Origin of the sequence: Nocardia ignorata NBRC 108230, from assembly GCF_001612905.1 — a bacterium.
Lineage (GTDB): Bacteria > Actinomycetota > Actinomycetes > Mycobacteriales > Mycobacteriaceae > Nocardia > Nocardia ignorata.
In genome coordinates, this window is the sequence record NZ_BDBI01000006.1 from 1 (window position 1) to 13,292 (window position 13,292).

Sequence of the window (13,292 nt, forward strand, 5' to 3'; positions counted from 1 at the left end):
CCCGACGGCGGGGGCGGCTCGGTGGAGGTGCACGACGAACTGCCGGTGGGCAGCACGCTGATGGTGCGTGGACCACGCAACGCCTTCCCCTTCGTCGTGCCCGGGCACGGTTCGCCCGCACAACGTCTGCATTTCGTCGCCGGCGGTATCGGCATCACCCCGATCCTGCCGATGGCCCGGCTCGCCCACCGTCTCGGCGTGGAGTGGACCATGGTCTACAGCGGGCGCAGCCGGGCGACGATCCCGTTCCTCGACGAGCTCGAGGCCTTCGGTCCGCACGTGACCGTGCGCACCGACGACGAACACGGCCTGCCGGATGCCGCCGATCTGCTGCCCGGCGTCGGACCCGGCACCGCGATCTACGCGTGCGGTCCCACCCCGATGACCTCCGCCGTCGTCGGTGCGGTGCGCGCGATGCCGCAGGTGGAACTGCATTACGAACGGTTCTCGCCGCCACCGATCGTCGACGGCGAACCGTTCGAGATCGAACTGGCCTCCACCGGCGAAGTCCTCACCGTCCCCGCCGATCGAACGGTGCTCGACACCATCCTGACCGTCCGCCCCGATCAGCCGTACTCGTGCAGGCAGGGCTTCTGCCGCACCTGCGTGGTCCGCGTGCGCGGCGGCGAACCCGACCATCGTGAGAGCGTGCTCTCCGAGACCGACCACGCCGCAGGAGACATGCTCGCCTGCGTATCCCGTTCCCGCGGTGAGCGTTTGGTGCTCGACCTGTGAGCCCGGTTGCGCGACCCACCCACACGAGGAGTCCGAAAGTATGACGATCGACCCGGCCAACGAGCGCGTCGTGCGCAATGGCGCCTTCGACATCGCGGTGTTCGAATACGGCGACCCCGCCGCCGAGACCCTGGTGCTGGTCCACGGCTGGCCCGACACCCATCACCTGTGGGACAAGGTGATTCCACTGCTCGCCGACCGCTTCCACGTGGTGGCCTACGACACGAGAGGCCACGGCGCCTCCACGCGAACCCAGCGCACCGCCGACTTCCGGCTCGACGAGCTCGCCCGCGACTTCTACGCGGTGATCGATACGGTGAGCCCCGACCGTCCCGTGCACGTACTCGCCCACGACTGGGGTTCGGTGCAGGTCTGGGAGGCGGTGTGCGAACCGCAGGCCGCCGAGCGGGTCGCCTCGTTCACCTCCGTGTCGGGCCCCAATCTCGACCACCTGGCCGCCTGGGTGCGTGATCGGCTTTCACGCCCCACCCCGCGCAATGTGTGGCAGCCGTTGACCCAGCTGGCGTCCTCGGCGTACACGTTCTTCTTCATGACACCGGGCCTCCCGCGTGTGACGTTCAACGCCATCGGCACCGAAAAGCTGTGGCAGCGTGTGGTTTCCATCATGAACGACACGCCTGCCGCGAACGTGAAGCTCGGCCCGACCTTCCGCCGCGACATGGTCGACGGGCTGCTCATCTACCGCGCGAATATCGTGCAGCGCATGCTCGAACCGCGCGAGCGCCGCACCCGGGTTCCGGTGCAGCTCATCGTCGCGGGCCGCGATGTCGCGGTGCGCCCGGCCGGCTACGACGACTCACGCAAGTGGACCGACCGGCTGTGGCGGCGCGATGTGCCCGCCGGGCACTGGATGCCGTTCTCCCATCCCGAACTGCTGGCCACCGCGACCACCGAATTGATCGACGCGCTCGGCGGGGCCGGTGTCTCGCGCGGGCTCGCGCGCGCCGAAGTTGGCCGCACCCGGCGGGAATTCGACGATCACCTCGTGGTCGTGACCGGTGCGGGCAGTGGCATCGGTCGCGAGACCGCACTCGCCTTCGCCCGCCTCGGCGCCGAGGTGGTGCTGTCCGACATCGACGAGCTCGCCGCGAAACGTACCGCCGAACTGGTCGGCGCCGAAGGTGGTGTCGCGCACGCCTATCCGCTGGACGTGTCCGATGAGGACGCGGTGCGGGCACATGCCGACACGGTGATCGCGGCGCACGGTGTGCCCGACATTCTGATCAACAACGCCGGTGTCGGACAGGCGGGCGGATTCCTCGACACCCCCGCGGAGGAGTTCGACCGGGTGCTGCGGATCAACCTCGGCGGCGTGGTGAACGGCTGTCGCGCCTTCGGATCGGCCATGGCCGAACGCGGACTCGGCGGGCACATCGTGAACTTGTCGAGCATGGCCGCCTACAGTCCGCAACGCGATATGAGCGCGTACGCGACGAGCAAGTCGGCGGTGTTCATGTTCTCCGACTGCCTGCGCGCGGAACTGGCCGATCGCGGGATCTCCGTGTCCACCGTCTGCCCCGGCATCGTGCACACCAATATCGTTGCCACCACTCGTATCTCGGGTGTCTCGGCCGAGGTGGAAGCCGCTACCCAGCGCAAGTTCGACAAGCTCTACGAACGGCGCGGCTACACCCCGGACAAGGTGGCCGATCAGATCGTGCGTGCCGTGCGCGAGCGCCGCGACATCGTGCCGGTGACCCCGGAATCGTGGCTGCAGTACCGGGTGAACCGGATCGCCCCCGGCGCGGTGCGTTTCGCGGCGCGCCGGATGAAACTGGTCAGGTAGGGCTCACGCCCGGTGCAGTTGCCGCTCCACGGCGGCGACGTGCCGGGCGTCCACACCCCACGGGTTCTCCACACCGACCTGCCGGTCCAGATCCCACAGCACGCACGGCTCGCCCGGTGCCGCGACCATCGACCACGCGACCACCGTTCGCCCGAGCTGTTCGAGCATCGGTCCGGCGTCGGTCGGTGTGTCCGCGGCGACGCCGTCGGGAAAGTGGTGCAGGAACCGGCCGTAGGCCCGATCGCAGAACCGGGCGTAGAGCTGGGTGCACAGGATGAAACCGTGCCAGGCCTCGTCGACCGCGTGTGAGGGCATACCGATCACCTGATCGTCGCGCAGCGCGGCACCACAACACCGCAACCATTGGCGCAGACCGGTTTCCACCAGATCGCGCGGCTGCCAAGGGCAGGTCTTGAAGATCGCGTCGGGGAAATCGAGGTCGGCGACGGTGCGATCGACCGTCGCCAGATCGACCGGTCGCCGACGAAGTCCGGGGATCGTGATGGCCATGCTTCACTGTAAGGCCCCTGGGCGTAGGGCTGCCGGGAACATTCCGGCGGGTTAGCCTGCACGTATGACCGTCCTGATCGTCCTGTTCTTCCTCGCCGCCGGCATCGGGCTGGTGGTGACGACGGTGGTCGTGCTCGTGCGGAAGCTGAGCCCGCCCCGGATCGACCCCCAGGACCCGCGCTGGGTCGCCGGTGCGGTCGGTGCGACGGGGTTCTTCGATGGGACGCCTGGTCAGACGTGGACGAACAGTGGGTCGGGGTGTTCGGCAGGCTGGCCTGGGGACGTGGGTTCCGGGGGTAGTGGCTGCGGCGGTGGCAGCAGCAGTGGATGCAGTGGGGGAAGCAGCAGTGGCTGCAGTGGCGGAAGCAGTAGCAGCTGCGGTGGCGGTAGTAGTAGCAGTTGTGGCGGTGGGAGCAGCAGTAGTTGTGGCGGTGGAAGTTAGTGGCGGGTGGTGCGCAGGCGTCCGTGGGGTCGAGCGCCGGCTGTCGTCCGGTGCAGGTCGACAGTGCGATATGTGACAGCGGTCTCAGCACCTTGACCTGAACTCCGCTTCAGGTTCGAAGCTTGTGGTGTCCCGGTGAACACCACAAGGAGTCACGATGCGTGCAGTGCAGGTCAAGGAATTCGGCGGAATCGATGTGCTCGAGGTGCGCGAATTGTCCGCGCCGCAGCCCGGCCCGGGTGAGGTGCTCATCGATGTCGACGTGGCCGACGTGATGTTCCTCGATACCCGGCTGCGGGCGGGCTGGGGGCAGGATTTCTTCCCCTTGAGCCTGCCGTACATTCCCGGCGGCGCGATCGGCGGCGTGGTGCGTGCGGTCGGCGCGGAGGTCGATTCCGTGTGGGTCGGCAAGCGCGTCGTCACTCAGACGGCGGCCAGCGGCATCGGCGGCGGCCTGCCCATCGGCGGGTACGCCGAGCAGGCGCTCGCACGGGCGGCCACGCTGGTGGAGATCGTCGACGGGCTCAGCACAGTCCAGGCGGTCGCGCTGGCCCACGACGGCCGCACCTCGCTGGCAGTCTTCGATCATGCAGGGGTGCAACCGGGTTCGTGGGTGCTCATCACCGCGGCGGCCGGGGGCCTCGGCACACTGCTCACCCAGTTGTCCGCCGCGGCCGGTGCGAAGGTCGTCGCGGCCGCCCGTGGAACCGAGAAGCTCGCTCTCGCAGAGCGACTGGGTGCCACCGCTGTTGTCGACTATTCGTCCGACGGCTGGGCGGAGCGGGTTCGCGAGATCACCGGCGGGGGAGCGGCGGTGGTCTTCGACGGTGCCGGCGGTGACATCGGTGGTCGCGCGCTGACCGCGACCGCCGACGGCGGCTTGTTCCTCGGATACGGCTCGGCCGCAGGCGACTTCGCCAACGGCGACACAGCGGCGGCGAGTGTGCGTCGCGTCACGATTCGCGGCCTGTTCGACATCGTCGGCGGCGAAATCGACTGGCAGTCCATCGCCCGCCGCGCACAGTCGGCAGTGGCCGCCGGTGAGCTGGAAGTGGTGGTTGGCCAGGCATTTCCGCTCGAAGAGGTGCGCCGGGCGCACGCCGTGATCGAGGACCGTTCCGCTCTCGGGCGTACCGTATTGACGATCGGCGCGACAGTGTAACTTACCCTGCGGCACAACGGAATACACGTTAAGTTCAATATGTGCAGGGAATAATTGTCGCCGGGGTGACAGTCGCGGTCTTGTTGTTGGTAATCGGGGTCATCAAACTCGCCAGCAGTCCAGGGGGAAGTGTCAAGCAGCGCGACCGTCTGGACCGCGCACGCACCGAACGGGAGAAGGCGGACCGGTCCTGACCGGACCGGTCCGCCACCCCCGCACGAGTGGTCAATCTCGCAACCCACCGGGTACCATGCGACTCGCCCGCGGAGACCGCGGTCAGGGGCGGTAGCTCAGTCGGTTAGAGCCGCGGACTCATAATCCGCTGGTCGTGGGTTCGAGCCCCACCCGCCCCACATTTGGCCACTGACCAGCGGCAATGCGCCTGCAAATCCTGTTTCGCAGTGAGCGTGCCTCTAGGATCTGCACGGTCCGCCCTCATCGAATATCGTTCGCGCATGTTTCTCCTGCGGCGAGTCGCGTATGTCAGAGCGGCCGTTCAGCAAGCGCCCTGGCATTCCGTCGCTCTCGGGCTGGCGAGTTGGATCGTCATAGTCGGGGCGCCGGCGGTGTTCGTCGGGATCGTGTTGACGATCGAATCCGGTGCCTCCGCAAAGGGATTTGTCACCGCCCTTTGGGTGGTGCTCGTGGTGGGCGTTCTGCTTTTCGCGGGCGGGCTGTGGGCGTGGCGGGTCAGTGGGCTCGTCGACAAGGAAGTCAAGGGGCGCTATCACGGGCTGCGGGAGGTCGAGTCCGAGCGGCTGCTGGTGCGCCGACCGGTACCGCAGGACGCGATTGCGCTCGCCGCCGCGATCGACGCGGAGATGCTCGCCGGGAACGGGTGGACCGAACGCGAGGCTCGGACAATGGTGAAGGCTGTCCGGTCGGGTTACCCGGTTCCCGGGCTGCTTGTCTTCGAGGCGCGGTCGGACGGGGCCCTTGTCGGTGGCGCGACGGTGCATCCAAGTGCCACAGACCCGTCGTCGCGAGCCCTCGGCTGGTGGATCGGACCACGACACCGGCGCGCGGGCTACGCGAGCGAAGCGGTCGCCGCGCTGGTCGCGGCGATCCACGACGCCGGTTTTACAACCGTCGAAATCGGTACCTCCGAGTCGAATCTCGCGGTGCGGCGAATCTGCGACAAGATCGGCGCGACGGAAAAGGACCGGCGAGCACAACGGTTGCCGAACGGATCGCTCGTCCCGTCGATCTGGTACGAGCACCGACAGGTGGCAACGGACGAGCCGTCTGTGTCACCGGCCGGATGACGCACCCTCGTTCGTGACGGGATCGACGCCGTCGATGGCCCGCGTCAGACGTTGCGCCGCCTCGCCGGGGTCATGCACCGCCAACGCCTGGTTGATGATCAGCCAGTCCGCGATGTCCTCACCCGAGACGTACTTGCGGAAGCAGTTGTAGATGGCGTAATAAGCGAACTCGACCGGATCGGGGAAGGTCAGGTCGTCGTCTTGCAGCGCGGCAATGGGCTCGAGATAGCGGCTGCCGATATTCGCGAGGTCCACACCGGCCCGAGCCGCCTCGAGGGCTTCGAGCGGAAGTTCGACGTCTACGTGGTGGCGCATCCCGACCACCGAGTCGCGATAGCGAAGCGCGGCAGGGTCGCCCTGAACATGATCGGTCCACGTCGGGAGGACATCGGCACACAGCGCCAGATGAACCTGTCGCCGGTGAGCGGCCCCTAGTCGAAGGAAGCGGTCATTCGGGGTCATGATTCACCGTCCCCAGCAGCTCTCGCCACCGCGCCATCACCAGTTCGGTGTAGTGATCCGCCGTGATCCGATAGGCGCCGAGGGCGTAGCCGTCGTTGACCTCGACAAGTGCGGTGTCCCCGTTCGTGAGCACGCCGAAGTCGATGGCGTAGGCGCTGGGCGCAGTGCCGCTGCGGTGGTAGACGTCGACGGCCGCATGCACGACATTCATATCGAGCTGAGCGGAATCATCGCCTGCATAGTGGTCTGTCGCGACGACCTGGCCGCCGATGACATACACCCGGAATTCGCTGACCCAGGTGACGACCTCCGAGCACCGGACACGCTGATGCCTGCTCGCTCCACCCCACGCGCCGAAGTCGTGTTCCGAATAGCAGACCGTGCCCGTGAAGTTCTTGCGGCGGTCCGCAGGTTTGACGAAAACCGCTGCTGCGGAAGAGCTTTCCATCGTGCGTTCGACCTGACCCAATGTCGAAGTCCAGACCTTGCGACCGAGGAAACTCCCCAGCACCTCGGGATAGTCGTCGGGCAGCGGTATCGGGATGCCCAGCTGGCGCATCGCCCCGTGCATCGCTGGCATGTCACCGGCGACGAAGGTCTCGAGGCCGAGCGGCAGTTGTCTGCGGTGGATGCGTTTGATGCTGTAGTGGTGGATCGGGATTCCGAGTTTCCCCAGGCCTTCGGTGAGAAGTTGTTCTTCGTGGCCCATCTGTCCGGAACCGGCGTATTGCAGGTATGCGACGGTGAAATCCACCCTGCGCCTCCCGATCTCGAGGTCGAGTACTCATCCTACGTGCGCTCGCTGACCTCGTCCGTGGTTGACGGGTTTGGCCTAGGGTGTGGGGCATCGGGTGCGAGATGAGGGGCGTGCGATGGCTGCTGTGCTGGTGAAGGGGCAGAACCTGGGGCTGGCGGCGGGGGAGGTGGTGCTGTCGGTGCGCGGTGGTGTGGCGGCGGATCTGTCGGCGCTGCTGGTCACCGAGGTGGGCAAGGTTCGAACGGATGCCGATTTCGTGTTCTTCAATCAACCCCGGGCCCACGGGGTCCGTTTGGACGGGGCGGCGCTCCACGTCACGCCGGACCAGGTGCCGGGTGAGATCGCGCAGATCCGGGCGGTGATCACCGCCGACGGGCAGACCTTCGGGAGCGGACCGGCGCCGGTCGCGGTCGTGGCCGATGCCGCGGGAAACACCGTGTGCGAGTACCTGATCGAGGGCTTGGATCGAGAGACCGTGGTGATCGCGCTCGAACTGTATCGCCGGGGTGAGCAGTGGAAAGTGCGCGCGGTCGGGCAGGGGTATGCCGGCGGGTTCGCCGATCTGGTCACCGATCACGGGGTGAGTGTCGACGACGAACCGGAAGTCGTCGCGGCACCGAGGACGGTGCCCGGCGAGCACGCGCTGTCGTTCGAGAAGCGGCAGACGCTGGATATGCGCAAGCAGGAAGTCGCCAAGATCCTGATCGACAAGTGCGCGTTCGGAACGCGGGCGCGGGTCGTGCTGGTGATCGACAAGACCGGCAGCATGCAGAAGATGTACCGCGCCGGAACCGTGCACCGGGTGGTGGAGCGCATGATCCCGGTCGCCACCCAGCTCGACGACGACGGCACCCTCGAGGCCTACCTCTACGCCCTGTCCTACGCGAAACTCCCGGACATCACCGTGGCCGACGCCGAGCGCTGGACGCAGACCTATCTGCACCTGAACGGCACCCACGACGGTATCGACTACGGCAGCCTCGGCGGGCGCAACGACGAACTGCCGATCATGCGCGCGGTGATCGACACCCTGCACGGCAGCACCCGGCCCACGCTCGTCCTGTTCTTCACCGACGGCGGCTTCGCCAAAAAACGCGAGATCGCCGCGCTCATGCGCGAAGCAGCCCACTTGCCCGCGTTCTGGCAGTTCATCGGACTAGGCCCCGCCAACTTCGGTGTGCTGCGCACCCTGGACGAACTCGACGGCCGGGTGGTCGACAACGCGGGCTTCTTCGCCGTCCCCGACATCGACCAGCTCGACGACGCCGAACTCTACCGACGCCTGCTCAGCGAGTTCCCCGACTGGCTGCGCGCCGCCCGAGCGGCCGGAATCGTCCGGTAGCGGGGCTATTCCGCGGCGACGGGAATGCCTTCCGAGGCTCGTGCGATGACGTCGTCGAGGACATCCCTGGAGCGGATCAGGTCGGCGATCGTGCGGTCGATTCTGGCTCGTTCGGTGCAGAGTTCATCGATCAGTTCGGGCGTGGCGTTCTCGCACGTGGTGTTCGCCGACCCGGGAACCACGGTGTTCGAGCGGATCCGGGCGGGGTGCGACGGAGTGCTGATCGCCGACCCGGTGCTCGGCTGGGGTTCGCCGTTGCCCGCCGACGGTGGCAGGTCCGCGGCCGAGGAACTACTCGCCGCGGGCGCCGACCTGGTCTCACTCGGCCGGTCGTTCCTGGCCAATCCCGACCTCGTCGCCAGGTTGCGCGACGGCGCGCCGATCAACCAGTTCCGTGAGGACTACTTCTACGGTGGCGATACGACCGGCTACACCGACTACCCGGTCCTCGAATCCGTGGCGTGACCGGCCGGATGTCCCGGTGGCCGAATCGCCGCCGGGACATGGAGGCCGTGTGAGCTGGAGAAACTCGGTTGTCAGCGGGTGGGCAACTCGTTAGCGTGGCTACGTTTTGTGTTCGACTACCGAGAGGAATGCGATGGAACCCATCACCGAACGCGAGATCAGAGCGTCGTTCGTCAACTGTTCGAAAGGCGACGCCAAACGTCTCAATGTTCCCCGTGACCTGGCCGAACGTCCGTGGGAAGATCTCGACTTCCTCGGCTGGACCGACCCCTCCTACGCGGGGCGCTGCTACATCGCCGTGCCGCGTGACGGCAAGCTGGTGAGCATCGCGCTGCGCCACGAGACGGGTGGTTCGGGCAAGACGCAGATGTGTGCGCTGTGCCTCACCAGCCACACCGGCGGCGGGGTCTCGCTGATGACGGCGAACAAGGCCGGGGAATCGGGGCGGCGCGGGAACACGATCGGCAGCTACATGTGCACCGATCTCGCGTGCTCGCTGTACGCCCGTAACAAGAAGAAGCCCTCGATGGGCAGCCGATACCGCGAGGATCTGACCGTGGAGCAGAAGGCCGAGCGCGTGGTGGAGAACCTCTACGCGTTCGTCGACAAGCTCTACACCTAGCGAACTCGCCCGGCTGACAGAAAGGAGGTTGCTGCCATGTGCCGACACAGTAGAGCCCAGCTGAAGCGACCCGGGTCCTGTTGAACCACAACAGAACCCGGGTCGGGAGTCCTTGCCGGTCGAGCCGGCCCGGTTCATCCGGACCGGCCCGAGCGGACAGGAATCAGATCATGGCGTTCATGATGGTGCCGCCGCTGGTGGCGACCACGCCGCCGATCATCGCGCCCGCGACCATCCGCGGCGACTGCATCGCACCGCCGGTCCACTTCTCCCAGGCGAACTTGCCACCCGCATAGGTGATGGCGATGATGCCCGACAGCAGCACGAACCACGTGAAGTATCGCACCATCTGCAAGAGCTTCTCCGACAGCGGCGGCGCCTCGGGTGTCGGATTGCCGATCTGGGCCAAGGTATCGGTGAAGACCAAGGTATCGGCGACAGCGGCCAGAATCATGTTTGCTCACTCGGTAACTCGGGGGAACGGCGATGAACTGCTGTGGCCGATGGTATCCCGTCCGGCGCGGCGTCGCAGCCACCCCCTCGACAGAACCGATCGGTTTTGTTGGTGCGCTGGGGGTTCGCGGCCGTATCCTGGAACTCGTCCGAATACGGCAGCGCTGGAACGTAGTTCGCTATACGCGGAAAAGGGGAGCAGGCTATGAGCATCATCCTGACGTCGATGGCCGACACCGTCACGACGTTTGCGCAGGTCGGCAACCCTACGCCGGAGGCGCCGCCGCTCTCGGACAAGATCATGCAGATGGTCCAGTACCTCACCTGGTTCATGATTCTGTCGGGCATTCTGGCCATCACCGTGGCGGGCGGAAAGTTCGCCTGGGAGAAGTGGAACGGCAGCTCCATGGAGTCGCCCAAGATGATCGCGGGCGCCATGATCGGCGGTGTGGTCGCCACCAGCGGTGGCACCATCATGAACGCGGTTCTCGGCAGCTAGATCCGCGCGCCCTTGGCCCGGTTGCAGGCCCGGCACAGGATCTGCAGGTTCGACGCGCTCGTCGCGCCGCCCCGGCTGAGCGGGATGATGTGGTCGAACTCCAGGTAGTGCCGGTCGCCGCACTCCACGCACGCGCCACCGTCGCGCTGCCACACCAGGGCCTTCACGTCCTGGGGAATGCTGCGGCTGTCGCGCTGGCCGGGTGTGAGGACCAGGCGTTTGGCCACGCGCAGCGCGCCTTCGAGCGCCGCCGCCACATAGTCCGGGTCGGCCACGCCGAAGGTCGCGCCGCCGCGTGCGGAGGTCGCGGCCACCACGACGGTGCCGTGTTCGGGGTGCACCGAAACCACCCGGGACCAGGGCAGTTCCACGCCGGTGCCGTCGCCGACGAAGCGCAGCTTCTTGGAGCTGCCGATCAGCCTGCCCTCGGAGTGGCGTGGACCGCGCGCCAGCATCCGGATGTGCACGGCGGGCAGGTCGAGGTGGACGCGTTCGTCCGGGTCCAGGTGTAGGCCGCGGGTGTCGACGGCGGGCAGCTCGCCTGCGCGCAGCCGTGACAGGGTGCGGCCCCGGTGCATTCGCCTGCGCAGATCGTCGACGATGGGGCCGCCCAGGTCGAGCTCACCGACGACGTGCTCGAACGCGTCGAGTTCATCGGCGAACACCTCACCGTCGGCGAACGCGAACGCGACCATCCGCTCCACCTGGGTGAGGCCGTCCTCGCGCAGAAACGCTCTGCCCTGTTCCTCGTCGATGCGCTGGAACCGCAGTGACGCCCACACCTGCGTCCACTCCGGTGATCGGGTGCCGGGGCCGGTGAGGACCCGCACGGCGCGGTTGCGCCAGTGGGTGAGAAACTCGCCGATCTCGGCCGCACACGCCTTGCACGGAGCATGACCGCCGAAAAGCTTGCGGCGCAGAGTACTACCGCAGCGTGTGCAGTGGCCTCGGGTCGGCGGGAGGAAGGGGCGAACGCTCGATGTCCATTCGTCGCCGTCCCACCAGCGCAGGCGGTCGGGCGCGTCCGGGTCGGGATGCCAGTCGGCCAGGTCGGGGTCTGCCGGTGGTGGCGGCGGGGTATCGATGACGCGGCGGGTCAGGGCGGGCGCGCCGGACGGCTCTGCACCGGTCCGGCCGGTGCGCGGTTCGTCGGCCCTGCCCACGGCGGCCGGTTCGTCGACCGTGACACCGAATTCGACGGCCAGCCCCCGCAGCCCGCCTGCCCAGCCCTGGCCGATCGCACGGAAACGCCAGCCACCGTCGCGCCGGTAGAACTCGCCGAACATCATCGCCTGCACGTCCTCGATGCTGTCGACAGCGAAGCGGGCGACCGGACCGTCGGCGGCGTGGACGGTGAGGATGAGGTCGTCGAGGCGGTCGAAGGTGGTGTCGTCCACTGATGCCGTGACGACGATGCGGGCGATATCGGCCTCGGTGCGGGGCAGAGAGATGCTCAGCCGAGCCGTACCCGGCTCGGGTTCCTGGTCGAGGGTGACCGCCTGCGAGGCGTGGCGAGGGGCGTTGAAGAAGACGAAATCGCGGTCGGTGCGGACCAGCCCGGATTCGGTGACCAGGAGTGCGTGGGCGTCGACAGCCTGCGCCCCCCGCCATGAAACAACCACGGCGAGAAGCGATGTCGGTACCGGCGAATTCGCGCCCTTGCGTAGTTCCATGGTCCTCGCATGATGCCATGGAGGTCCGACACGGTTTGCCGGAGCGCCGCCCCGGCCATCCCGGTAGGTGTGATCCATCTCGCAGGACCGGGCCTGGTTTCCGCCGTCCTCAGAGGTTTAGCGTTGGGGTCCGCTCGCTACCGAAATCCGTTGTGATATAGGGATATTCGGCACAAAGCGGACATTATTCGGGCCGCCGCGTTCGGTGCCGACGGCCGAGCTGACGAGGAGCTGGTCGGTATGTCGAATGGTCACCTGCTCACCCGACGGGGAGCGCTGGCCGCGCTCGCTCTGCTCGCGGTCGCGGGGTGCGGTGGGTCGGGGCAGGCGGCGCACAGCGACGTGCACTGGGATTACGACGCGGAAGGGCCCGACCACTGGGCTGATCTGGACAGCCGGTTCGTGACCTGCCGCAGCGGGCACGCGCAGTCGCCGATCGATCTGCCCGCCCATACCGAACTGCATCCCGACGAGCACATCGACATCGAGTACCGGCCGATGTCCTCGGTGGAGGTGGTGAACAACGGGCACACGATCCAAGCGAACGTGGCGCCCGGCTCCGGTAACCGCATCGTCGTCGACGGGAGCGCGTTCGAGTTGACCCAGTTCCATTTCCATCTGCCGAGCGAGCACACCGTCGACGGGGCGGAAGCGGCGATGGAGCTGCACTTCGTGCACGCGGACTCGGCAGGCAGGCTCGCGGTACTCGCCGTGCTGTTGCGCGCGCAGCCGGAGTCGGTGCCGCTGGGGGCGGTACTCGCGGCGGCACCGGATCGGATGGGTGCCACCAGGACGGTGACGAGCATCGATCCGCGCGCGTATTTGCCGACCGGGTTCGCCCAGTTCCGGTACGAGGGATCGCTGACTACGCCGCCCTGTACCGAAGGGGTGCGCTGGATCGTGCTGCGCGAACCCGCGCCGGTCGCGATCGCCGACGTGGAGCACTATCGCGCGCTGTTCCCGCACACCAACCGCCCGGTGCAGCCGCGATTCGGCCGACCGGTCGTGCTGGCCGGACAGAACTGACGGACACGGCGGCTCCTCCCTGCGCACGAGGCCGCCGTGGGGCACAGTGGAGGCATGACGAACCCGAAGAAG

Annotated in this window: 14 protein-coding genes and 1 tRNA gene; 10 read left to right on the forward strand and 5 right to left on the reverse strand. The window is 67.4% G+C overall.

Annotated features, from left to right (window positions below; translation table 11 throughout):
- Window positions 1-735: PDR/VanB family oxidoreductase (locus NI2_RS05935; protein ID WP_067487142.1), on the forward strand; the 735-nt coding region annotated here is incomplete at its 5' end.
- A 40-nt stretch (window positions 736-775) separates the two neighbouring features.
- Window positions 776-2,542 carry an SDR family oxidoreductase gene (locus tag NI2_RS05940; RefSeq protein ID WP_067487145.1) on the forward strand — a complete coding sequence of 589 codons (1,767 nt, stop codon included), beginning with the start codon at window positions 776-778 and terminating at the stop codon, window positions 2,540-2,542.
- 3 nt (window positions 2,543-2,545) lie between these two features.
- Here the strand turns inward: NI2_RS05940 and NI2_RS05945 are convergent, their stop codons facing one another.
- Entirely contained in the window at window positions 2,546-3,052 is a 507-nt protein-coding gene (locus tag NI2_RS05945) for a UCP032817 domain-containing protein (RefSeq protein ID WP_067487148.1), read from the reverse strand.
- Between the two features lie 599 nt (window positions 3,053-3,651).
- On the opposite strand from NI2_RS05945, the gene NI2_RS05950 reads away from it, so the two are divergent.
- The 3 genes from NI2_RS05950 (at window position 3,652) to NI2_RS05960 (ending at window position 5,921) form a co-directional block, all read left to right on the forward strand.
- Complete coding sequence (locus tag NI2_RS05950) at window positions 3,652-4,656, forward strand: zinc-binding dehydrogenase (protein ID WP_067487152.1); 1,005 nt, start codon at window positions 3,652-3,654, stop codon at window positions 4,654-4,656.
- Window positions 4,657-4,935: 279 nt separating this feature from the next.
- Window positions 4,936-5,009: transfer RNA gene (locus NI2_RS05955), tRNA-Ile, on the forward strand.
- A 294-nt stretch (window positions 5,010-5,303) separates the two neighbouring features.
- A complete protein-coding gene (locus tag NI2_RS05960) occupies window positions 5,304-5,921 on the forward strand; it encodes a GNAT family N-acetyltransferase (protein ID WP_166655774.1) in 618 nt (205 codons plus the stop codon).
- On the opposite strand, the gene NI2_RS05965 is transcribed toward NI2_RS05960, so the two are convergent.
- Together NI2_RS05965 and NI2_RS05970 are read right to left on the reverse strand one after the other, a co-directional pair.
- Complete coding sequence (locus NI2_RS05965) at window positions 5,907-6,383, reverse strand: hypothetical protein (protein ID WP_133734042.1); 477 nt, start codon at window positions 6,381-6,383, stop codon at window positions 5,907-5,909. The two genes, NI2_RS05960 and NI2_RS05965, sit on opposite strands and share 15 nt — an antisense overlap.
- Window positions 6,370-7,137 (reverse strand): ATP-grasp domain-containing protein, encoded by a 768-nt coding sequence (locus NI2_RS05970; RefSeq protein ID WP_067487162.1) that lies wholly within the window; start codon window positions 7,135-7,137, stop codon window positions 6,370-6,372. The genes NI2_RS05965 and NI2_RS05970 overlap by 14 nt, the downstream gene beginning before the upstream one ends.
- A 118-nt stretch (window positions 7,138-7,255) precedes the next feature.
- Between NI2_RS05970 and NI2_RS05975 the strand changes: the two genes are divergently transcribed.
- The 3 genes from NI2_RS05975 to NI2_RS05985 all read left to right on the forward strand — a co-directional run bounded on the left by NI2_RS05975 (window position 7,256) and on the right by NI2_RS05985 (window position 9,569).
- Window positions 7,256-8,482, forward strand: a complete 1,227-nt coding sequence (locus NI2_RS05975; protein ID WP_067487165.1) for a vWA domain-containing protein — start codon at window positions 7,256-7,258, stop codon at window positions 8,480-8,482.
- Between the two features lie 45 nt (window positions 8,483-8,527).
- Window positions 8,528-8,947 (forward strand): hypothetical protein, encoded by a 420-nt coding sequence (locus tag NI2_RS05980; protein ID WP_166655775.1) that lies wholly within the window; start codon window positions 8,528-8,530, stop codon window positions 8,945-8,947.
- Between the two features lie 133 nt (window positions 8,948-9,080).
- Entirely contained in the window at window positions 9,081-9,569 is a 489-nt protein-coding gene (locus tag NI2_RS05985; protein WP_067487172.1) for an FBP domain-containing protein, read from the forward strand.
- A 163-nt stretch (window positions 9,570-9,732) separates the two neighbouring features.
- Here NI2_RS05985 and NI2_RS05990 read toward each other — a convergent pair whose 3' ends face one another.
- Entirely contained in the window at window positions 9,733-10,023 is a 291-nt protein-coding gene (locus NI2_RS05990; protein ID WP_067487175.1) for a hypothetical protein, read from the reverse strand.
- 204 nt (window positions 10,024-10,227) lie between these two features.
- Between NI2_RS05990 and NI2_RS05995 the strand changes: the two genes are divergently transcribed.
- Window positions 10,228-10,521: a hypothetical protein gene (locus tag NI2_RS05995; protein WP_067487178.1), complete on the forward strand. Its 294-nt coding sequence runs from the start codon at window positions 10,228-10,230 to the stop codon at window positions 10,519-10,521.
- On the opposite strand, the gene NI2_RS06000 is transcribed toward NI2_RS05995, so the two are convergent.
- Complete coding sequence (locus NI2_RS06000; RefSeq protein ID WP_067487181.1) at window positions 10,518-12,194, reverse strand: TerD family protein; 1,677 nt, start codon at window positions 12,192-12,194, stop codon at window positions 10,518-10,520. The genes NI2_RS05995 and NI2_RS06000 overlap by 4 nt on opposite strands.
- Window positions 12,195-12,434: 240 nt before the next feature.
- Here NI2_RS06000 and NI2_RS06005 point away from each other — a divergent pair, with 240 nt between their 5' ends.
- Entirely contained in the window at window positions 12,435-13,220 is a 786-nt protein-coding gene (locus NI2_RS06005; RefSeq protein WP_067487184.1) for a carbonic anhydrase, read from the forward strand.
- The last annotated feature ends 72 nt before the right edge of the window (window positions 13,221-13,292 follow it).

What these genes read in the sequence shown, in the direction of transcription:
- NI2_RS05945 (WP_067487148.1), bottom strand. Translation starts at nt 3,052, where the DNA reads ATGGCCATCACGATCCCCGGACTTCGTCGGCGACCGGTCGATCTGGCG.
- NI2_RS06000 (WP_067487181.1), bottom strand. Translation starts at nt 12,194, where the DNA reads ATGGAACTACGCAAGGGCGCGAATTCGCCGGTACCGACATCGCTTCTC.
- NI2_RS06005 (WP_067487184.1), top strand. Translation starts at nt 12,435, where the DNA reads ATGTCGAATGGTCACCTGCTCACCCGACGGGGAGCGCTGGCCGCGCTC.
- NI2_RS05975 (WP_067487165.1), top strand. Translation starts at nt 7,256, where the DNA reads ATGGCTGCTGTGCTGGTGAAGGGGCAGAACCTGGGGCTGGCGGCGGGG.
- NI2_RS05990 (WP_067487175.1), bottom strand. Translation starts at nt 10,023, where the DNA reads ATGATTCTGGCCGCTGTCGCCGATACCTTGGTCTTCACCGATACCTTG.
- NI2_RS05985 (WP_067487172.1), top strand. Translation starts at nt 9,081, where the DNA reads ATGGAACCCATCACCGAACGCGAGATCAGAGCGTCGTTCGTCAACTGT.
- NI2_RS05950 (WP_067487152.1), top strand. Translation starts at nt 3,652, where the DNA reads ATGCGTGCAGTGCAGGTCAAGGAATTCGGCGGAATCGATGTGCTCGAG.
- NI2_RS05980 (WP_166655775.1), top strand. Translation starts at nt 8,528, where the DNA reads ATGACGTCGTCGAGGACATCCCTGGAGCGGATCAGGTCGGCGATCGTG.
- NI2_RS05940 (WP_067487145.1), top strand. Translation starts at nt 776, where the DNA reads ATGACGATCGACCCGGCCAACGAGCGCGTCGTGCGCAATGGCGCCTTC.
- NI2_RS05995 (WP_067487178.1), top strand. Translation starts at nt 10,228, where the DNA reads ATGAGCATCATCCTGACGTCGATGGCCGACACCGTCACGACGTTTGCG.
- NI2_RS05965 (WP_133734042.1), bottom strand. Translation starts at nt 6,383, where the DNA reads ATGACCCCGAATGACCGCTTCCTTCGACTAGGGGCCGCTCACCGGCGA.